Raw genomic sequence first — 18889 nt, 5'->3', positions numbered from 1 at the left:
CCCAATTTTGGTTCGGCCGATTAGAGAACCGCCTTGTGCAAAGGTCAAGCTTGGTTATCGAGTGATTATTTGTGCAGCGGGGCTTGTCTTCGTCCTGTGAAGGCCGCAGGTTCCTTACCAACTAAAGTTCAACGCACGAGGAGGAGGATCATGAAGCTCGGTTTCTTTACGATGCCGATCCATCCTCTCGACAAGGACTGGCGGCAATCGCTCCGCGAGGATCGGGAAGCCTTCCTGCTGGCGGATGAGCTCGGCTTTACCGAAGCGTATGTCGGGGAGCATGCCACCGACAAGGCCGAAAACATCACCTCCAGCATCGCGTTCATTGCCTGGCTCGCAGCGGCGACCAAGCAGATCAAGCTTGGGACCGGCACGATCAACCTGCCGAACAGCCATCCGGCGGCGGTCGCGGCATCCGTGGCCATGCTCGATCATATGCTCGATGGCCGCTTCATATTTGGAATAAGCCCTGGCGGATTGCTGTCCGACGCGGAGATCTTCGGCAATCTCGACGCCGACCGCAATGCCATGTTCATCGAGGCGATCAATCAGGTCCTCGATATCTGGGGCGGCAAGCCGCCCTATGATCTGCAAGGCAAATATTGGAATGTCTCGGTCAAAAGGACTCTGATCGAAGACATTGGCCAGGGCGTAGTTGCCCGCCCGTTGCAAGCCCCTCACCCGCCGATCGTGGTGACGGCGGTCGCGCCGTTCTCAAAGGGCGTTACGGAGGCCGCGGCACGCGGCTGGGATCCGATCTCGGCAAACTTCCTGATGCCGGCCTGGGTACGGAGTCACTGGCCCAAATACGTCGAAGGTTGCGAGCGTGTGAACCGGGCAGCCGCCCCTGCCAATTGGCGCGTAGCCAAGAGCGTGTTCGTGGCAAAGGACGCAGCTACGGCGAAGGCCTACGCCACGGCGCCCGATGGTCCCTACGTGTATTACTATCACCAGCTGTTCACGAAGCTGAAGCGCAGTGGCCGGCTTGAGCTGTTCAAGACGCGGCGGGAACAACCTGACGCGGAGGTTACACTTGAGTCGATCTGCAACAAGCTGATCATCTACGGCACACCCGAAAGTGTGGCCGACCAGTTGTTATCGTTCCAGCAGGAGACCGGCCCTTTCGGAACCTTGCTCTATGCCGGCAAGGACTGGAAGGACCGCGAGCTCGGCCGCCAATCGATGATCCTGATGGCGGAGAAGGTCTTGCCGCGCATCAATGCCGGCGGCGCCAGCTCGTCGACGTAAGGGAGTCTCGACATGGCATTCACCGATCGCGTTCCGTACCAAGCACAGGTCGACCGGCCGAAATTGACACTGCCGGGTGGCAAAAAACTTGCCGTCTGGGTCATCCTCAATGTCGAGGAATGGCGCATCGGGAATCCGATGCCACGTACCGTGCTGAGCCCGCCGATGGGCCAGCCCTTGCTACCAGACGTTCCGAACTGGTCGTGGCATGAATACGGCATGCGTGCCGGCTTCTGGCGGCAATTCAAGGCCCTCACCGACCGAAACATACCGGTGACGCTGGCTGCGAACGCCAACGTCTGCAACAGCTATCCGCGTGTGGCGTCCGCAGCGCTCGAGGCGGGTTTCGAATTCATGGGACACGGTTTCGTCCAGGGCCCGATGCACAAGGTCGAGAACCAGGCGGACGCGATCAAGCGTGCGGTCGACACCATAGCCGGTTTTGCCGGCAAGCCACCGCGATCATGGGAGAGCCCGGGCCTGACCGAAACCGAAGAAACGCTCGATCTCCTCCGTCTGAACGGAATTGAATACGTGGCCGATTGGGTGATTGACGATCTTCCGCAGGAGATCGCTACGCCGCACGGAATCGTGACGACGATTCCATATTCGGTCGAGACCAATGATATTGTCATTCACGCGCTGCAGCACCTGCCGTCGGAACAGTTCCTGACGCGCTGCACCGACCAGTTTGATCGGCTGTATCTTGAAGGCGCAGAGAATGCCCGCGTCATGGCTATCTCGGTGCATCCCTACATCACAGGTGTCCCACATCGAATCAAGTACCTCGAAGCCCTGCTCGATTACGTCGTCGGCCACGACGGCGTGGCACTGATGACGGCGAGCGAAATCGGCGATTGGTATCGGGACCAGATGGCAGCGAAGTAATCCGGCTCAGCCGACGACCTCGATCGGCGCCCGCCGGCGATCGGTCGCGCTCTCCGCCATCCGCTCAAATCCCGCAAGGAAGATGTCCAGCGCGTCACTGATCATCCGCGACTTGTCATCAAGGACCGGCGCTTCGTAGATGTACTTGCGTACACCGTAGTAGAAGATGCCGCCGTGAAACACCCAAGCGAGCTCCAACTCGGCAGCGCTCGGCTTGTTCTGCGTCGCGAGGCCGGCGTCGTGGCGGCATTCCCTGAGAATGCGGGTCAGGATCTTGTCCTTGACCATGCCAACATACCAGCGGTTGATATCGAGACCCTTCAGCCCCGAGTAAAGATAGATCCTCAGCCATCTTCGATTGAAGATGGCGTCCGTATAAGCTTCGTAGAATTCCTGCAATCGCACGCGGAGCGGACGCGACCGATCCGACAGCAATTTCTCCCAGCCGATCTCGAGGGGCTCGAGATAGACCTTGCGGTAGACTTCTCGAATGAGATCGTCCTTGCTCGGGAAATACCGATAAAGCAACGGCTGGGTCACGCCGAGTTTGCGGGCCAGCGCACGCGTGCCGCCGCCAAATCCCTCCTCTGCAAAAAGCTCGGTCGCTTTGGTGACGAATTCACTGCGACGGTCAGCAGCTGACAGCCGCTTTCGCTTAGCACGAACTCGTTTGACGGGCATCTTCCGATTCATGATGGCTCGCTGCCATCGTCAGCCAAGGACCGGCCAAAGCTTCCCCGCGCGAACAGCAGCGGATTGCTGGGGCCATAGGCGTAGGCCTCGACCGCTCCCAGGAAAATGACGTGATCGCCGCCGTAGTAGCGGTTCGTGGCCCGGCACTGTAAACTTGCGGCGACGTCGGCAAGTACCGGGGCATTCCCGAGGCCGGGACTCCACTTCACACCCGCAAACTTGTCACCCGACGATCTGGCAAACTGCATCGCCAGCCCCTGCTGCGAGGCGTCAAGAACGTTGACCGTGAAATGGCTGGCATTCTGGAAGATCGGCAGCCCCTGCGAAAACATCCCGAGGCTCCACAGCACCAGCGGCGGATTGAGCGATACCGACGCGAAGGAATTGCACGTAATCCCGTACGGCCGTCCGTCGGCCGACATCGCGGTGACGATCGTCACGCCGGTCGCGAATGTACCGAGCGCATTGCGGAAGTCACGAGGATCGATCGTCGAACTGTCGCTTGCGAGCTCACTGGCCGGTTCCGGTCGATGTTTGGGTGAGTCAGACATCCGGCCAGCCTCAAAGCGTCAGGTTTTCGGATGGCAGCCCAAGTGCCACGCGCCCATAATTGGTGCCCGCCGCGTCGAAATTAAAAGCAAGATGCGAGTTCACCCCATGCGCATCGCGGAATTGACGTTGCAACGCGCCCGAGGTGAACAGGCTGCGCGCACCGCTCGCAGCAAACAAGAGGGACACCGCTTCGGTGCAGAGATTGACCGCAAACGCACCATCGCGCCGCAGCTTCGTTTTCGCAGCAATGCCCGGAACATCCCCAAGCCGAACCCCCGCAAGCACGTTCAAACAGTTCGTACGCATGATCAGCCGCGCGGCATCTATCTTCGCCGACGCTTCAGCGATCTTGATCTGTGTGCTCTGCAGGTCTCCGATCTTGGCACGGTCATATGTCGAGGCGCGGTATCGCGCGATCTCGACATAGTCGTCAAGGCACGCCTGCGCATTTCCCAGGCCGACTCCGGACAAGGCGTAAGGAAACGACGAGAAGACCCGAAGCATGTAGAGCCCGTTCGGATTGGCGATGCTGCCAAGCGTTGCACCACCCGCAAGATCGCTGACGGCAACCGTCATATGCTGAGGAACGAATGCATCGACCACTCGCACATCGTTCGATCACGTTCCACGCAAACCAGCCGCATTCCAGGTATCGTCAACGGCGTAGTCCCGTCTGTTCAACAGGAATAGCCGATAATCGACACCGTCGGCCTCATCATCCGAGGCAACCACGCTCGCCAGCATGTTCCAACCACATGCTACGACCCCCGACGAGACGGGCCGATGACCACTCAGCACGTATCCGGCACGCGTCTTCCTGGCTCGACCGGCCGGGAAGACAAAGGAGGAGGCGATTAGCGTATCCGGGTCCTCTCCCCACACCGTGCTCTGTGCCGCCGGCGCAAACATACCCAGCATCCAGTGGTGGCTCGCAAGATAGGCAAAATTCCAAGAGACCGAGGCGTCGCCCTGCCCGAGGGCATCGGCGCAATCGACGAGCGCAACATAGTCGAGTTCGCTTTCCCCCGACGCGCTTGTGCTGCAGGATTCGAAAGAGCCCGCTGTCGTGCAGATCCCGCTCGGTCTCAGGTGGCAAGCGGCGCAGCTCTTCGGTTCGCGCGGCCCGTTCACGCAAGGTCGGAACAAGCGCTTTCGCTCGTGCGACCATCAGCGAATAATCATCCCGATCCGGCGCCAGCTTCGCGTCGAGCCCGCGGCCAACCTCAACCATGGTCTCTTCCTTCGTTCGATCTCCAAAGCATTCGCACGATCGGAAAGGTCGGCACAGTTTATCGAGCGATTACCGGAGATCAAGACGCGTAACCCCGCCTGCAGCGCATTCAAGACACGGAACTGCCGCCGCTGCCCCCGTTGAGGCGGCGCTTACGGCCGTGACTGGTCAGTGCGCGACAGACGGCTTCGGTTAACAATCGCCGGTTTGCCGAAGGGCTACCTGTGAACCAGCAACGCAGAGAAGCCCGGTGGCCATTCGACCACCAGGCGCCCCAAGTCGTCGAACTGTCGACGGGGCTCAACTCGCCGCGCGGAATTGGACGAGCTCCTTTCGCCAATACAGCGTGTGGTGCCATGCCCAGGGCGAGACAGGCTCGAACAACCGGTAGCCCTGCCGGATAAAATTGTTAGCCGAGAAAACATTATCGGTCGTATCCGAAACAATCGTTGTACAGCCGGCACGCCGCGCTCGTGCCTCCAGTGCCCGAGTAAGGCGCACTTGAAGGCCGTGGCCGCAATGCGGCATCGCAACGCCGACTCGGCAAAGATATCCAGCGTTGGCAACATGAGTCGAGGGAATAACGCCAGCAAACGCGATTGGCTTCGTTTCACGGAAAGCCATCCACCAATGCCCATGCTCAAAATCCGGCACACGGGTCCCGTCACAGAATATCAGCTGATGAAGCTCGGTGAGTGAGTCCGAGACCTCGTCATCATGCGAATCGACTTCGCGAATCCGATACATTGCCGCACCTCAAGAGTTTCATGACCGGCCAAGGTGCCCAGATCTACGACCTGAACGTGTCAACTCGCGCGGGGCGAGGAAGGTTACTTTCCGAGAGTGGCTTTGATGCCCAGCCAAACCGCTCCGAGAAAACCCGTGGCAATGACGGTGATCACCGCCTTAAACGTATAACTCTGCGCCTGCTCGACGCTTCGTCGCCATCGCCGCAGGTGTTGGAAATCGGCGCGCAGCTCGCGTCGATCTCCCTCTTCAAAGCCGAACGAAGTCAAGACAGTCGCGATGGTCTTGACCACCACGGCGTCGATATCGCTTCGGCGCACTCGATCTTGTTCAATCAGTGTCTCCATCACGATCGCTTTGATATCCGCCTCGTGCATTGGATCACCGTCGTATGATGCGCGCGACATTCTCAAACGTACGCTTTCCAAAGTAGAAACCCATGATCATGCCGGCCCAGGTGCTGACATCTCCGGTGAGCTGCGGCGTCGTCCCAAGCCCGAGAACCTTGTCCCAGATGACGCATTTGGCAAAGAATACCAAAGTGACATAGAAGGCCAATTTCTCCGGCTCCAAGGCGTGACCGATCTCGGCGATCTTCAGTTGATTGTGTATCTGCATTTCGGCCGTCTGTGCGGCGATCTCGCTTGCAGCAAGATCGGCAGCGATCTTGCTGTCAATGTTGCCGGCCTTCAGCTTGGCCTGATACGCATCGATGAGCCCCTTGATGACGGGGCCCCCAAGGAAGGAAAGAATAGCCATCCACATCAATCAGCTCTTTCCCATCGACCGCAACCGGGCGACGATCGTGATCGTCGAGATCCCGATCATGGTGTAGGCGAGATATTGGGGATTGTTCTTCAGCGCTTCCATGACTTGGGACTTGAGGTCTGGATCGCCGAGAGCCGACGCGATCGGATCAAGCCACTGGAAGACGGTTCCAATACCGGTCAGCAACAGGCCCCAAACCACGGTCACCGATCGTCCGGTCAGCGCCCAGGCCTTGCCCCAGAACGTATCGGCCTCGACGTAAAACGACTTGAGGGCTGGAATTGCGTGCAGGATCGGCCGCAGGACGATGAGGTAGGCGCAAAGCAGTCCGGGCAAGGTGAGGAAAAGCCAAAGCATGGTCATTTCTTTCCGAAGAGAAATTTGAAGAGGTCAACAAAAAAGGCTCCGAGGGAGCCTTTGGCAGGAGTGCAGATCGATGGGGTGACCGGAGGTGGTTTCCGAGGCGGCGAAGGCGACCTTGGTGCAGGGATGATCTTCGCCCCCGAGAAGGTGATGGTCGGGTCGAGATGCATCATCGCCGCCAACAATCCGGCGCAGCCCAACTGCTGATCCACGACGTTGGCGTCGTAGACCCCGTCCCGAACGTATTTGCCCGACACGTACTGATCCGTGCCGGACCAGATGTAGGGCGACGGCCGTCCCCGAGCAGCGTAGCCGAGCCCGTTGTATCGCTCGAGCATGGTCAGCGTGCCGCCGATCGACCAATCCTGGTTGCGAGCGGCGAAGGGCGCGCAGTTGACTAGCGCATCATAGGCACCGTCTTCCCAGGTCCTAAAAGGGCCCCTTCCCTTCGGCACGTGAACAGAGACGCTTCCGAGCGGATCACCCTGCCCAAGCTGCGTGTTCCAGTTCTGGGAGGCTTCGCGCTCATGGACAACCGCAATGAAGAACCAGGGGACGCCGGTCCTGGCTGATACAGTTTGGTAGCGAGCCTTGGCGTGCGGTGCGACAAGTCGCCTCGCAACTGACAAAGAGCTTCGTGTTAACTGGGCCCTCGCCCAGCGGCTCGCATTCGCGACCTTTAGGGCAACGAGTTCGGTCATAATATCTCCAATGGAGCAGGCGCTAGGAGATCGGCATGAGCTAACAATTCGATTATGGTATTATTTTACTGGAGGACTTTTCAGTTTCTCAAGATTGTCTATCGTGGGTTGTGGTGCTAAGCAGTGCACGAAATGAAGCGTGCCCTGCCCTGGTTGGTATCTGCAGTTCTGTTTGTCGCGTTCGGCGCGAGCTTCTCGGAACTGCAGCGCATGCGAAAACGCTTCGGCGAAGTAACCCGCCACACGTTCCATGACCATCAGGACGTCCGAAAAACGGCGATCCGGTATGCCTTAAGCGGCTTGGACCGCCCGATCGTATTCATGGGTGACAGCATCACGGAAATGGCGCGCCTTCCCGAAGCGATCGCCGGCCGCCCGGTGGTCAACGCCGGGATAGCGGGAGCAACCGTTGATGACTTCAATTCGATAGCGCTTTCGCTCCTAGACGATCACAAGCCATCCGTCATCGTCATTGAACTCGGGACAAACAATCAACTAGGCACCATTCGCACTGGCTATCGCTCGCTGTTACAAAAGCTGAGGGGAACGTCTGCACTTCTGCTTGCGGTTGGGGTAACGCCGCAGGACGGAGCCAACGAAAAGAACGCCGAGATCAAAGCAGCCGCCGCAAGCGAATGCATCCGCTTTATCGAGCTTAACGTGCCGGCGGGATCAACATTTCCGAATGACGTTCACTTGAGCGCCTCCGGATACGCCGCTTGGAGGACGGCAATCATTGCGGCAGTTACAGATCTAAACAGCTAGACGATCCGCATAATGTAGTTGCAGACAATCGAGGGTTGAACTGTTGAAAACGGTTGGTTAATACCGCCCTGCGCAACACCGACGAAAGCGCTTGACACGGCAATTCCGCTCATTGTGCCAGCGCCAAGATTGTATGTGAATCCGTCTGGAACCGTCATCCATGCCTGGTTTCCGCCTCCTGAGTAACCAATTCCGGTACGGTTCACGTTTGTAGAAATTACACTGCTTACATATCCAGATGGAGTATAGGGCGGCAGGTTTACAACACTGAGCGTCTGCGTTTGAGAACCGCCTACTCCACCAGCAACCAACGAGTTAAATACTAGGCCGGAAATTCGGCCAGTTCCTCCATCGGCCGCCACGGATGCCCGCCCACGCTTGTCGGGCAGGTTGAATGTGGTCGAGCCGTCACCGCTCCCGTAAAGCGTTCCAATGAAGGAAAACAGCGTCGCATAAGTCACACGCGAAATCGCCTGTCCGATCGGAAAGACAAACGAGCTGTTCGGAGCGGTGGGTGCCCAATAGTCCATTCCGGCCGCAAGCGGTACATTGTACGGATTGCCAAAGAAGCCATGCAGGTACCATGCTGCATCGGAGTTATTGTAGGTAGCAGCATAGGGCGTACCTTGGATAATAACGCCGGCTTGCAACTCGACGCCAGGCGCGGTTCTCAGCGGACGGTTGCCGAGCCCATCCACGTTGATGACGGTTATCCCTCCGTTGGTGATATGTGGCGTGAACGCAATCATCGCGCCGTTTAGGCTCGTGAAGCTGTCGAATTGCTGATAGCTGGACAGCGCGTACGAGGTGCTAGATCCACTCGTAACGATCGCGCCGGCGATATCGTCGCGATACTTCGCGGTCGCCGCCATCATCGCACGGGCAGAGTCATTGACGCTCGACGGAGCCTGCCCCTCCTGCCAATTGATTGAGCTGTCGGCGGTCGCATCCGAGGCCGCCACGCGCGACCACTTAAAGAGAGTCATGATACCTTCCTTGATGAATTCGTCGATGGGCGGACGTCACGCCGCTATTCCGCGCGACCGAGTTGGAGATATTGTGTGCACGGACAAGCCGGAGCTCGCGCGATCAGGAGGTTGCGGATCACGCCCACTGGCACGCCGGGGCTTTCCGCGGCTACGGCCCGTGCCCGTGCATCGATGATGGCTTCAATTTCGACACGAAGTTCATTGATGCGGCTTTCGAGGGGTGGTGTGCGTGCTGGTCTCATCCTGGATCCCTTCTAACTCTGTGCGAGGTGTTCGCTGCAGCGCTTCAAGTTGCCGCAGCGCTAACGCCGCTGCGTTCTGAGCGCGCCGCAACGCCTTGTCGCGACGTGTCTCATGGGCGGCGACGAATATCTGCAGATCGTAAGGCAGTAACCGAAAGCGCCTCTTGCGATCGTCCGGCCAGGATCTCGGCGGTTCGATGCCGGAAATCTGGGCGATGGCGGAGGCTACCGGTCCTCCGAGCGTCGGGTCGGCGAGACCCGCCGATACGTGCATCTTCGAGATCTCCTGCACGGCCGGCCAGAGCCGCTCGATACCGAGGGACGCGCAGTCGGCCACGAACCGGGCAACGGCGTCGGGCACGGCCGGACATGGGGTCACGCCACGCAACGCGCACCAGCGGACAAATGTCGGCGCAGCCTGCAAACGAGCCTGCGCGAGCGCTGCCAGCACGGGGTTACCCATCGTCTGCTTCAGCGCTTCGCCCTGCGCAATGCGTGGTGGAGGCTTGTCATTCTCCGCCGCAGCTCCTGGAGGCGCACATGACGCCTAAGACTATGCGAGCCTGAACCGATCTCTCCGTCGAGCTCGGCTTCGAGCCCATCCAGGGCGACCACGCGCTTGTTCAGGCCATAGAGCGCAAAGTTGTCGGCGATATCGTCAATGGTAGCAGGCTGGCCACAGGCCTTTTCCGTGATGGATTCTGCGTACTCGAGAAGATTACGGTCGTCTGTCATTTCAAAACCCAATTGAAGAGAACTGAATTGGTGAACATCCATCGAGTTAGCTAGCCGCCGAACGTCGTCGAGAGCAGGAAGGGACCGGGGAGCCAACCGGCGGTTGCCGCATGACTCATCCGCTAACCAGGCAGCACAAATAGCTTCCGAGTCTAACGCATCAGCGCCTGATGGCCTTCCGCGCATGATAAAGCGCTACGGCGTCCTTGATGTCGCCGGTGCTCGAAAGCCTCGCGTTGAGGGTCCGAAGATCCGCGTTCTCACGCTCGCCGCGTGACGCCGCGGAGCCAGGTCGCTGCACCGGCGGCAGTGGCCTGGTCGTGACGGAATCCTTCGCCTTCATCATGAGACGATACTTTCCCGCATCATACATCATTCGCTGGAAGGCGGCGTTGCGCATCAGCGGTTCGGTGTTGAGCAAATGCGTCAGCTCGGAAGCCTCGATTCCACTCGCCCTGGCCGACGCGATGATCTCCTGCATCACGGCGCGCTGGGTCTCGACGGGTTCTCCCTTGAGCATGGCGTCGAAGCGCGCGTCCTCTGATTTCGCGTGAGCGCGAAAGGCGCGATGCGCGGCTTCAGTCTGCCGTTGGCTCTCCTGCCGATGTTGCGCAAGGAGCTGGTCCGTTGCCGCGATCGCGCTCTGAACATGTGCGAATTTCGCGGGATCCTGCCGCGACAACTGTTCGAGGACGCCAGGCAAGTTTTCAAACGGAATGCCGACGAGCTCAGGGAACTGGTTGATGAAGCTTGCTTGCGCGATCTGCGTCGCGCCGGTCAGGGCATCGAGATAGCCCTGCCGGACCTTGTGCGTCTCTGCAATCTCCTCATCGATCGCCTGACGTACCTGGGGATGCTCCAGCGCCTTCGCCAAGGCGGGATCGAGACCCCCGCCGAAACCGGCTTCGGCGCCTTCCGTCCCCGCGTGGTCCTTGTTTAGCTCGACACCATCCAGGTCCGCGTCGGGCAGCTCGAAACCGTAGAATTCGGCCGCTTCCGGGTTCTTTGCGAGCGCCTCCGCACGCAACGCGTCCACCCGTTCGGCCAATCGGTCGGCACCTTCGCTGTCGGCGATCAGCTTCTCGGCCGCAACCGCGGCCGCGTAGTCACGGCTCGCACGGCTTAGGGTTACGGCTTCATTCGCCGCGGCGGGTTTGCCCTCCGCGTCACGATACTGCCTGACAACCACGTCCCCAGATTGCTCGGAGATCTTTTCCGCGGCTTCACGAAGGGACGCAGTGTCGCTGCCGATCGCCCCTTGTTCGTCCGACTTCCGGTCCGGCATCGCCTTGTAACCGGCGATTGCGAGATCGTGCGCCGCACCAGTCAGATCGTTGCTTGATTCATCGGACATTGTTCAGACCTCTCCTTCGCAGGTAAGCGGCTGGGCCTCGACCAGGCATGATCCCCGGCGTCGACGTGCCTTGATCGTCGGGAGTCTCAGGGGTGGGTTGGCCAGTCCAGCCAACCGAACGCTGACCGGTGTTAAAGCCCGTAATGCCGTTGGCGAGCGCTGCGAATGGATTGCCTAACGGGGTATGTGCCCAGCTCTGAAAACCGGCGTTCAATCGATCGCCGAATGTCGGCGCGGTAGCCGGCGCAGGAGGCTCCGCGCGGCCGAATTGCGGCATCCAATAGTCCCCAATTCGCATGTTGAGCGTCTGTCCATCGTCACGCGGCCAGCTTGAGGGCGCCGTCTGAGGTGAAGCGGGTACTGGCGCTCCATCGACCAGGGCTGTTTCGCGATTGTTTGCCGGCAGACCGGGACTCGCCGCGACGGGAACGGGCGGAAACGGAGATCCTGGCGCGGGCTGGTCGAAGCTCAGCTGCGGCTGCAGGGAGAGCAGCCGCCCATACAATCCTCCACCTGGTTCAAAATGCCCTGGATCAAAGTTCAGGTAGTCGTCAAGCAATCCCATTAGCGTGCCTCGCCGAGCTTGCGGGAGCTCTCGGTCGCGGCGCGATAGTCGACCGCCTTGTAGCCGTTGATCTCCAGGACAGCATGCGGCGCAGTCAGCTCCACATCCTGCGCCATCAGGCCGATGTGGTAAGCGGGCGCTCCCTTGTAGCGATAGCCGTAGACCGGCGTCCCATCGAACAGCGCGCCGACGGCAGCTATATCTTCCTTCAGCCGCATGTCAGACGGCATGAACTTGAACAGGCTGCCGATGCCGTTAGCAATCGCCCCGAACTGCTGCGCTCCGGACAATTGCTGAGTGGTATTCGTCGTCCCGTTGCTCTGCTGGCCGAGTTGCGCGATCGGTACGCCGATCTGCGCGAGCAGGCTCAACGCTTGCACCGGAATGCCGCGCCGCTGCGCCTCCGCCGCGAGCGTTGCGTTGGCGCCGTAGTTCTGCGCATCGAGCGCAGATTGTGCCGCGGTCACGCCTTGGCCCTGGTTGGTGAGATAGTTCTGTTGCATACCGCTGAGCGTATTCGCAGTGGTGTTGCCGGCTCCGTAGAGCGCATTCGCCGCATTGAGCTGGTTGGCGACATCCTGGTTGTATTGCGCGGCTATCACCGGGGCCTCCGCGGCGGCAACCCCGCGCCCATAGGCCATCTGGTTGGCTCCGCTGAGGTCACGCCCCGCCGCGGCGAACTGCGAGTTGATGCTGTTGCCGACATCGCTCCGGATCTGCGCCAATTGCGCCGTCAGTGCCGGATTGTTTCCGATCATGCTGCCATTGGCATAAGGCGTGAGCTGTCGTTGCAACGTCGCAAGATTGTCCTGCACGTTTCCGGCCTGCGCATTCGCACTGCCGCCGTTCAACAGCGACTGCGCATATCCACCGATCTGACCCGCGTACGGATTGCCCAGCGCGGCGTTGCTCTGTAGCGTGTTGAGTGCGCCGGTTTCCGCTGCCGTCGCCCCCGTGTTGTTCAGTCCTGTGCCAAGTTGGCTCAGAATGTTCTGCAACATCGGCTGTGCCGCTGCCCATGGAGCGGTTTGCGACTGCTGCGTTTGGGTCGATGAAGATTGGCCACCCATCGGATGCCTTCCTTTCATGGTTTGATTGACAAGCAAATGCAGTCGCACTGCATCGGATGCAGGCGTCCGGCACGCTTTGCGACGACCGGCGGTTGGATTGATCTATCGACGTGTGTCGAAGATAGGTACCGGCAGGAATTGCACCGGCTCCCTGCTCACCAGCCCCAAAAGTGACCGCTCGGCGGGCGCCTGCTCGCTCGCGAGACCACTTGCTGCTACCGGAGAATTCGGTACCGCTGGAACGCCAGCTCTGCGTCCTGGCGGCGATGACGCGCCCGCGGTTAGCACCGTTCTAGTCTCCCGCCTGCTCCATCATTGCCTGAAACGAACAAAGCAACCTCCGGGCGTCATAGTCTGGAGACATCTCAACATCGATACGGTCGCGGCTGCTCATGAGTGGCTCCGTGAAAATAACAGGACAGGTAGCGGACAATAGGACGCGGGTCGCCCGCCGGCCGGCAGCGGTCGCGTGTCTGAACAATTGGCATGGAAGTCACCTCTCGATGACCTCTGCGAGACTATCGGTTATCGGATCGCAACTAGTCGAAAGCGCGCTCGAGCGTGCATTGTGGCACCGTCAGAAACACTTGAAATACCATCGGCGCGCATGACCGCCTGTAACTGTCTCGCTGAGCCCCCTGTCGACAAAACTCAATTGAGCAATCAGCCCCATGTCATCGGCAATCTGAAACTCGAATGTCCTCTTCACCGGTGCGCGAGGGGCTGGAAGCTCCCGCAACAAGCGTCCTTGCGTCGTACCGAGGATGTCTGTTGCCGCGATCTTCAGCCATCGCTGACCGTCATGAAGGTCTGCAGGAGAGGCCTTTTTCAACGCATCGCAGGTCGCTTGATCACCTACCCAAAATCCACGGAATTCCGACGGGAATTCGGCCTCAGCGGCGGCCAAGATTGGTGAGCAAAAAATCAAGAAAAAAGCGGATACCAAAGCAATTCGCATTCAACATACCTCGCGACGTCTCGACCGCTTTGCCAATGTCTCGACCGCTCTGCTGGAGATCATTTCAGATTCCACCGGTCAGCATCTCAAATATGTAGCAACGCCACGCGCCTGGATGATTCGTTCGACGAGCCGATCGTCACGCGTCAATGCCAATTCCGACATAAGGTGATTGTCCGAAAACGTCTGGATAGCAACCGACAGCCGCGTCGAAAGAAAACTCAGGCTGTCGATCGGTAACTCACCGAAAAACCGTCCCTGCGTCGAACCGAGGACATCGGTTGCAGTTATCTTCAGCCAGCGCTCGTCTGCGCGAAGCGATCCGGGCCCTCTGCTCTTCAGGATATTGCAGGTCGATTTCTTGGCAACCCAGAAGCCCCGCATTTCATTCGGAATCTCATCAGCCGCGACGGCGACAGATGCACCGGGCAGCAAGAGCAAGAAACACAACAAGATGGTTCGCATGACGGCGCCTGTCAGAAGGATCAGACCGGACAGAGATGATCAATCGGCAAAAGCTGCGCGAGCGCGATCATGAACATCGCTGATATGTTCCGATTTCGCGTCGGCCTTCACCGAGCAAGATCTCGCGAAGCTGACCGTGGGCGGAAAGCGTCAGCAGAACGATCGCCCCTTTTGCATCCAGGGTCTGCATTTCGGCTGACACCTCGGCGGTCGAAGCGGCCGGAGCCTGGCCGGCGACCTCCTTCAAAAAGCGGCCCTCCGTGGAGCCGAACACACCCTTGGCAGATATCTTCAGCCACCGGTGGTCGCCGTGAACATCTGCTGCAGTTTGCGTTTTCCAATATTCGCATGTCTCCTTGGCTTCCCCCCACAGTCCGCGAAGCGGAGGCGGAAACTCCTCACTGGCGCCATACGACGGCCAGGACAACATGACGAAAACCCACGCCAGAAGAAACCGCATCCAACCTAACCTGCGCATGCAACCACAAGCTTAGTAGTCGCCTACCATTGAACAAACAGTGAACAATGTCAATCCCCGTTAGCATCGCTCAAGCCTGGACAATCCGGCCTCAAGACCGTGATCTCCTTGTCCATGATTACATGCTTCTCACGATAGCCGTCGAGCACACGCAGCCAACCTTTGCGACCGTAGATCCGCACGCGCGTGCAGCCTTCATCCCTTGCGTAGGCTTCGATCCCGTCGAGCAGCGGCAGCCAGCGCTTCATCCCGGACCCGCCGCACGCGGTGATGATGCAGACCTTGCCGATATCGGAATTGATGAGGACTGTCGTAGCAGCCGCCTCGATCGCATTTCCATTCCACGCGAACCACAAAAGACTGCGCCCCGATAGAACATCGGCGGCGATATCGCCAAACGCGTTCAATGTAGTCCGTCGACAGGCCTCCCTCAGCAGTTTAGCGATATGCGGCCAGAACTCATGCACCTTCGTGGGCGCAACGCAGATTAGTGCGGAGGTTAAGCGAGCACTCATCGACCACCTCACGCATTCACAACTAATCTCGCGAACGCGAGCAAGTCACATCATATCGTTAGCTGGCTTGAACGGAGGCAGTTCGTCCGGACTGCCATCGCATGCTCGCTTTGGACGGAATTCATTGTATCGTTCGAGGACGTTCTTCCGAATGAATCCCGGTGGCGCACCGTCCACGAAATCGCGCTCGCGCCCAATGTCGGGAACACCACGCACAATCTGCAGCGACATGATATCTTCGAGGACATCTGATAGCTCGCTACCTCGCCCGAGCATCAACAGTATCCGAGCCTTCTGGCCAAGCGCTTCTCTGCGCCAACACTTAGTCCGATAGGCACGCTCCAGCGCAACATCGATCCACTTTAAGGCTTCCTCAGGTCGATCGAGCGAGTAGAGGCAAATGTTGGCTTTGCTCATCGCACAGCGAACATCATCCGAATAGCGCCGCATAACCTCATCTAGGACCTCCAGCGCTTCGTCATCCCGCTCGGCTTCGCGCAGGAGCCAGACCAACTCATTGAGAATAAAGCGACGATCACTATCGCACGCACTCGACGCGCGATCTTTGACAATACAAATCGTCGAATGCAGCGAACTCTGACTTCGGAGCTCCCTGATCCAATCCCCCAATTCCTTTGCTGTACCGAACGACGCTATGGCTACACCTTACAGCCGAGTCGAATCATGGTTTCCGCAGGGAACGCTACTAGACTTCTGCGAAGGATATCATTGCTGGTTCACCGAGCGCAATCCTTGTTCCTAGCGCTGGTCATTGAACCAATTCTCTTCATCCTGCTCATTCCATTCGTTGGGCTCATCTAGTGCAGGTCGTCTCCCATTCTTGTTGCACGCGAAATACCTTTCCCATGCCCGATCCTTGCAACCCTGAAGGAAATCGTCCCACGGATATCCAACTTGTCCGCTATCACGACGCTCCTGCCACGTCTGCCAGCATCTACTTGTTTCCTCACCCCGTCTCTCAGTGCAAAAGTCACCGCCATCATTTCCGCGGCTGTTGCTGCCGCCGCTACCGCCGGCTCCAGTGCTGGTCGCGCGGCTAGCGGCGCTTCGTCTGCGCGATTTACCATATGGAGCCAACGACGGCGCCGCAACGTTCGGCAAACGCTCTCGATCACCCAAGACGGGAGGGCTCGCAGCATCACCGTCAGGCGGAATGCGCATCAGTAGCCTAGCATCTGGATCATGCGGTCCCGAACTAAACCCGTGGTTCGGCTTATTTTCAGGCTGCCCTCCCTGTGGATCGGCTGGCGTTGATAGATTTTTGTTTTCATCGCGTAGGATTGATTGCCGCCATTGCTCGTACTTCAGAATCAGACCAAGCAGTCCACTAAGCGGACTTGGCGGGCGAGGCGGCTGCTCCCCACCAGAATCAGATTGAACGGGCGGCGAGGGAAACGGATTGGGCATTCCGTACGGAACAAATCTAAATCCTGGAAATCGAGGAGCCATTGAAAACTTCCTTGCTAGAAGAGAGAGCATGGTCACAAGACGCAACGCGGTGCGGCCGGGCGGCGGCCGTCCGGAATGCGGGCTTTCTGAGAGCAGCCAGCGCTCAAACGCGATGCGCTAGTCTCTGTGATGACTAACCAAGCACCGCATAAAAGAATGTCCGCCCCGGCGTCGTCGAATTCACATGCGTGATCGTGAACGACCCGTTGGCTACCGCGCTGACGTAAATCGTGCCGTTGCCGAGCTCCGTCGCGGCGCTTGGCGATGCCGGCGTCAGGATCGGCGTCGAACCTGATGCCGCATTCGGTGTCGACACCGTCGTCGTCGACACGCCCGTCGCGAGCGTCACTGTCCCGACCGCGTTCGATCGGCCGGCGGCGAGACCCTGGATAGCGAGCACGATCTTCTTCAGATCCGTTTCGGTGATGCCCGGAACATACGCCGTCATAGCGCACCGCTCGCGATCACATCCGGTACCACGCCTGCGCAGAAGCTCCATTGCGTCGCCGCGGGAATCCGCACCTTGAAGCGCGAGTAGCGTGTATCCTGCATCATGTCGCAGCGTCCGGTCCTGGCATTCACGAGCACTTCGGTACCCGGGACCGCAGCGGCGGATGGCGTATCTCGGGTCGAGACGGAGCCATAGAGCGTCGACGCATCGGTGATCGGCCGGAAGCCGCGAATCGTGATCCGGTTCTCGTCGTTCCCCTGCTCCGCGCTTTCCAGCGTCGCTTCCAGATTCTGACCGCGGAAGAAGCCGAGCACATGCGCATTGTTGAACTGTGCGATTTCGGGCTGAACGGCCGTGGCATAGGCATCGAGACTCAATGTCATCGCATCGATCGAGGACGAGATGGTGTCGAGGTTCTCCAGCGTCAGGCCGGTCTGCGAGACGCCCAGCAGATACTCACCCGCCATCGAGACCGGGAAAAATCGATCAAGCAGAAAGTCGTAGCCGAGCAGCTTGTCATAGGTGGTTCCGACGGCGCCGGAGACCGATTTGTAGGCCCAGTACACCCGGGTGCTGCGCGGATCGGCGGCACCCATGAAGAGTTGCAGATTGCCCTTGTCGAGATCCGCCAGGAACGTTCGGTCGACCTTTTCGCGGCCGATCTGCTCCGGCACGCCGCCCGGCTCGATCTTGTGGAATCCCTGGCCTGCGTAGAAAAAGATGCGCTCTCCGGCCCGGATGATCGAGTACGGCGCGTAGAGGCCCTTGTCCTGCGTGATGCGATCGATCTGGAATACGATCGGCGAACCCGGAACATAGGACATCCGCCGGATCGCCTGGTCCTGAAAGATGATCCCTGCCTCGCCGCCGGCGACGCCGCGAACGATGCCGCCATCGGGAAAGTCCTGAAAGTCTGACGACTTGATGCCGCTGATCCAGCTGTCGGCCGCATTAAAGTTATTCAGCCCCGACCACTGAATTCGATAAGGGTTCGAGAGCAGCCCGGATAGCACCAAAAACCTGCCGACGACCCCGATATAGGCTGCCTGCGGCGGCGAGCCGAGTGCATTACCGAACGTCGACGCTGACGACAGGTCGAACATCTGCAACGTTGCGTTGGCTTGCGTGGCGAAGACAAAATTGCCGGTCTGCGCGAACTGCCACTGCGCGTTGGCGCTCAGCACGCTGTACGTTCCGCCCCCCGACGACACGTCGGTCCATGTAAAATCGGTATTGTTCAGCTTGAACAGCCTGTCGCTGGTTCCTGCGAATGTAACCACCGTGCCGTCTGACTTCAGCGCGTAGAAAGCGCCACGGCAAGCAGCTGGTAACGGTGCCGCGTAAGCCGACAGGCTCGGGAACGGTCCGTAGCCGTCACCACGCGGGATCACGTTCAGGATGTTTCGCGTGGCCTGACCTTCATAGTCGCTGACATCGGGGCGATACTCGCCAGTGGCAAGTAAGGGCATATTTCAATCATCTCCAGAGAATTCGGCCGCAGGCGTGGCGGACCGCATCACCGGCTCCGGCGCGACACCGCGCCGCAACCCCGCCGGCCATGACCGGCGGCGTCCGGCGGGGGCGCTTCGCGCAAAGCCGCACTCGTGCACATTTGGATTCCGGCTTGCCCGCTCGGAATCA

The 18889-nt window shown here is 59.3% G+C and carries 22 protein-coding genes and 1 pseudogene; 3 read left to right on the top strand and 20 right to left on the bottom strand.

What is annotated here, in order from left to right:
* Window positions 1-150 precede the first annotated feature (150 nt).
* The gene (locus ACTUWL_RS27460; protein ID WP_021080416.1) at window positions 151-1248 is read left to right on the top strand and encodes an LLM class flavin-dependent oxidoreductase; all 1098 of its coding nucleotides are present in this window, start codon (window positions 151-153) and stop codon (window positions 1246-1248) included.
* Between the two features lie 12 nt (window positions 1249-1260).
* Window positions 1261-2136: a polysaccharide deacetylase family protein gene (locus ACTUWL_RS27455; RefSeq protein WP_021080415.1), complete on the top strand. Its 876-nt coding sequence runs from the start codon at window positions 1261-1263 to the stop codon at window positions 2134-2136.
* A gap of 6 nt (window positions 2137-2142) precedes the next feature.
* On the opposite strand, the gene ACTUWL_RS27450 is transcribed toward ACTUWL_RS27455, so the two are convergent.
* The 8 genes and pseudogenes from ACTUWL_RS27450 to ACTUWL_RS27415 all read right to left on the bottom strand — a co-directional run bounded on the left by ACTUWL_RS27450 (window position 2143) and on the right by ACTUWL_RS27415 (window position 7191).
* Window positions 2143-2829, bottom strand: a complete 687-nt coding sequence (locus tag ACTUWL_RS27450) for a TetR/AcrR family transcriptional regulator (protein ID WP_021080414.1) — start codon at window positions 2827-2829, stop codon at window positions 2143-2145.
* Complete coding sequence (locus ACTUWL_RS27445) at window positions 2826-3380, bottom strand: flavin reductase family protein (protein ID WP_021080413.1); 555 nt, start codon at window positions 3378-3380, stop codon at window positions 2826-2828. The genes ACTUWL_RS27450 and ACTUWL_RS27445 overlap by 4 nt, the downstream gene beginning before the upstream one ends.
* Window positions 3381-3390: 10 nt before the next feature.
* Window positions 3391-4612, bottom strand: a pseudogene (locus ACTUWL_RS27440) (acyl-CoA dehydrogenase family protein).
* A gap of 300 nt (window positions 4613-4912) precedes the next feature.
* Window positions 4913-5359, bottom strand: coding sequence for a GNAT family N-acetyltransferase (locus ACTUWL_RS27435; protein ID WP_021080410.1), 447 nt, complete (start codon window positions 5357-5359; stop codon window positions 4913-4915).
* 83 nt (window positions 5360-5442) lie between these two features.
* The gene (locus tag ACTUWL_RS27430) at window positions 5443-5736 is read right to left on the bottom strand and encodes a hypothetical protein (protein WP_021080409.1); all 294 of its coding nucleotides are present in this window, start codon (window positions 5734-5736) and stop codon (window positions 5443-5445) included.
* Window positions 5737-5740: 4 nt separating this feature from the next.
* Window positions 5741-6118: a hypothetical protein gene (locus ACTUWL_RS27425; protein WP_307756260.1), complete on the bottom strand. Its 378-nt coding sequence runs from the start codon at window positions 6116-6118 to the stop codon at window positions 5741-5743.
* A 9-nt stretch (window positions 6119-6127) separates the two neighbouring features.
* Complete coding sequence (locus tag ACTUWL_RS27420) at window positions 6128-6484, bottom strand: hypothetical protein (protein WP_035652326.1); 357 nt, start codon at window positions 6482-6484, stop codon at window positions 6128-6130.
* Between the two features lie 2 nt (window positions 6485-6486).
* Window positions 6487-7191, bottom strand: a complete 705-nt coding sequence (locus ACTUWL_RS27415; protein ID WP_021080406.1) for a thioredoxin reductase — start codon at window positions 7189-7191, stop codon at window positions 6487-6489.
* Between the two features lie 132 nt (window positions 7192-7323).
* Between ACTUWL_RS27415 and ACTUWL_RS27410 the strand changes: the two genes are divergently transcribed.
* On the top strand, window positions 7324-7956 hold the full coding sequence (locus tag ACTUWL_RS27410) for an SGNH/GDSL hydrolase family protein (protein WP_021080405.1): 633 nt from the start codon (window positions 7324-7326) through the stop codon (window positions 7954-7956).
* On the opposite strand, the gene ACTUWL_RS27405 is transcribed toward ACTUWL_RS27410, so the two are convergent.
* The 12 genes from ACTUWL_RS27405 to ACTUWL_RS27350 all read right to left on the bottom strand — a co-directional run bounded on the left by ACTUWL_RS27405 (window position 7953) and on the right by ACTUWL_RS27350 (window position 18717).
* On the bottom strand, window positions 7953-8942 hold the full coding sequence (locus ACTUWL_RS27405; protein ID WP_021080404.1) for a phage tail protein: 990 nt from the start codon (window positions 8940-8942) through the stop codon (window positions 7953-7955). The two genes, ACTUWL_RS27410 and ACTUWL_RS27405, sit on opposite strands and share 4 nt — an antisense overlap.
* A 201-nt stretch (window positions 8943-9143) precedes the next feature.
* On the bottom strand, window positions 9144-9650 hold the full coding sequence (locus ACTUWL_RS27400; protein ID WP_035652242.1) for a hypothetical protein: 507 nt from the start codon (window positions 9648-9650) through the stop codon (window positions 9144-9146).
* An 8-nt stretch (window positions 9651-9658) separates the two neighbouring features.
* On the bottom strand, window positions 9659-9922 hold the full coding sequence (locus tag ACTUWL_RS27395) for a hypothetical protein (RefSeq protein ID WP_021080403.1): 264 nt from the start codon (window positions 9920-9922) through the stop codon (window positions 9659-9661).
* A gap of 160 nt (window positions 9923-10082) precedes the next feature.
* The gene (locus ACTUWL_RS27390; protein ID WP_021080402.1) at window positions 10083-11276 is read right to left on the bottom strand and encodes a hypothetical protein; all 1194 of its coding nucleotides are present in this window, start codon (window positions 11274-11276) and stop codon (window positions 10083-10085) included.
* Between the two features lie 564 nt (window positions 11277-11840).
* The gene (locus ACTUWL_RS27385) at window positions 11841-12842 is read right to left on the bottom strand and encodes a tail fiber domain-containing protein (RefSeq protein ID WP_299106106.1); all 1002 of its coding nucleotides are present in this window, start codon (window positions 12840-12842) and stop codon (window positions 11841-11843) included.
* A gap of 646 nt (window positions 12843-13488) precedes the next feature.
* Window positions 13489-13869, bottom strand: a complete 381-nt coding sequence (locus ACTUWL_RS27380) for a hypothetical protein (protein WP_035652239.1) — start codon at window positions 13867-13869, stop codon at window positions 13489-13491.
* Between the two features lie 78 nt (window positions 13870-13947).
* On the bottom strand, window positions 13948-14334 hold the full coding sequence (locus ACTUWL_RS27375) for a hypothetical protein (protein ID WP_021080399.1): 387 nt from the start codon (window positions 14332-14334) through the stop codon (window positions 13948-13950).
* 67 nt (window positions 14335-14401) lie between these two features.
* Window positions 14402-14794, bottom strand: coding sequence for a hypothetical protein (locus ACTUWL_RS27370; protein WP_021080398.1), 393 nt, complete (start codon window positions 14792-14794; stop codon window positions 14402-14404).
* A 68-nt stretch (window positions 14795-14862) separates the two neighbouring features.
* Window positions 14863-15219 (bottom strand): hypothetical protein, encoded by a 357-nt coding sequence (locus tag ACTUWL_RS27365; RefSeq protein WP_299106099.1) that lies wholly within the window; start codon window positions 15217-15219, stop codon window positions 14863-14865.
* A gap of 153 nt (window positions 15220-15372) precedes the next feature.
* On the bottom strand, window positions 15373-15957 hold the full coding sequence (locus ACTUWL_RS27360) for a tetratricopeptide repeat protein (protein ID WP_146160349.1): 585 nt from the start codon (window positions 15955-15957) through the stop codon (window positions 15373-15375).
* A 973-nt stretch (window positions 15958-16930) separates the two neighbouring features.
* Window positions 16931-17245 carry a hypothetical protein gene (locus ACTUWL_RS27355; protein ID WP_021080395.1) on the bottom strand — a complete coding sequence of 105 codons (315 nt, stop codon included), beginning with the start codon at window positions 17243-17245 and terminating at the stop codon, window positions 16931-16933.
* A complete protein-coding gene (locus ACTUWL_RS27350) occupies window positions 17242-18717 on the bottom strand; it encodes a hypothetical protein (RefSeq protein WP_021080394.1) in 1476 nt (491 codons plus the stop codon). Before ACTUWL_RS27350 ends, ACTUWL_RS27355 begins: the two co-directional genes overlap by 4 nt.
* Window positions 18718-18889: the final 172 nt, after the last annotated feature.

The sequence above is a fragment of the Bradyrhizobium sp. WCU1 genome (assembly GCF_053474805.1).
The sequence above is the reverse complement of the archived record's forward strand: the minus strand, read 5'-3'. Positions and strand labels throughout refer to the sequence as shown.

Coding starts and splice junctions, on each gene's coding strand:
- ACTUWL_RS27390 (WP_021080402.1), bottom strand. CDS start 11,276: ATGTCCGATGAATCAAGCAACGATCTGACTGGTGCGGCGCACGATCTC.
- ACTUWL_RS27355 (WP_021080395.1), bottom strand. CDS start 17,245: ATGACGGCGTATGTTCCGGGCATCACCGAAACGGATCTGAAGAAGATC.
- ACTUWL_RS27415 (WP_021080406.1), bottom strand. CDS start 7,191: ATGACCGAACTCGTTGCCCTAAAGGTCGCGAATGCGAGCCGCTGGGCG.
- ACTUWL_RS27420 (WP_035652326.1), bottom strand. CDS start 6,484: ATGCTTTGGCTTTTCCTCACCTTGCCCGGACTGCTTTGCGCCTACCTC.
- ACTUWL_RS27450 (WP_021080414.1), bottom strand. CDS start 2,829: ATGAATCGGAAGATGCCCGTCAAACGAGTTCGTGCTAAGCGAAAGCGG.
- ACTUWL_RS27410 (WP_021080405.1), top strand. CDS start 7,324: ATGAAGCGTGCCCTGCCCTGGTTGGTATCTGCAGTTCTGTTTGTCGCG.
- ACTUWL_RS27455 (WP_021080415.1), top strand. CDS start 1,261: ATGGCATTCACCGATCGCGTTCCGTACCAAGCACAGGTCGACCGGCCG.
- ACTUWL_RS27460 (WP_021080416.1), top strand. CDS start 151: ATGAAGCTCGGTTTCTTTACGATGCCGATCCATCCTCTCGACAAGGAC.
- ACTUWL_RS27350 (WP_021080394.1), bottom strand. CDS start 18,717: ATGCCCTTACTTGCCACTGGCGAGTATCGCCCCGATGTCAGCGACTAT.
- ACTUWL_RS27375 (WP_021080399.1), bottom strand. CDS start 14,334: ATGCGAACCATCTTGTTGTGTTTCTTGCTCTTGCTGCCCGGTGCATCT.
- ACTUWL_RS27400 (WP_035652242.1), bottom strand. CDS start 9,650: ATGGGTAACCCCGTGCTGGCAGCGCTCGCGCAGGCTCGTTTGCAGGCT.
- ACTUWL_RS27430 (WP_021080409.1), bottom strand. CDS start 5,736: ATGCACGAGGCGGATATCAAAGCGATCGTGATGGAGACACTGATTGAA.
- ACTUWL_RS27425 (WP_307756260.1), bottom strand. CDS start 6,118: ATGGCTATTCTTTCCTTCCTTGGGGGCCCCGTCATCAAGGGGCTCATC.
- ACTUWL_RS27385 (WP_299106106.1), bottom strand. CDS start 12,842: ATGTTGCAGAACATTCTGAGCCAACTTGGCACAGGACTGAACAACACG.
- ACTUWL_RS27435 (WP_021080410.1), bottom strand. CDS start 5,359: ATGTATCGGATTCGCGAAGTCGATTCGCATGATGACGAGGTCTCGGAC.
- ACTUWL_RS27380 (WP_035652239.1), bottom strand. CDS start 13,869: ATGCGAATTGCTTTGGTATCCGCTTTTTTCTTGATTTTTTGCTCACCA.
- ACTUWL_RS27405 (WP_021080404.1), bottom strand. CDS start 8,942: ATGACTCTCTTTAAGTGGTCGCGCGTGGCGGCCTCGGATGCGACCGCC.
- ACTUWL_RS27370 (WP_021080398.1), bottom strand. CDS start 14,794: ATGCGGTTTCTTCTGGCGTGGGTTTTCGTCATGTTGTCCTGGCCGTCG.
- ACTUWL_RS27445 (WP_021080413.1), bottom strand. CDS start 3,380: ATGTCTGACTCACCCAAACATCGACCGGAACCGGCCAGTGAGCTCGCA.
- ACTUWL_RS27395 (WP_021080403.1), bottom strand. CDS start 9,922: ATGACAGACGACCGTAATCTTCTCGAGTACGCAGAATCCATCACGGAA.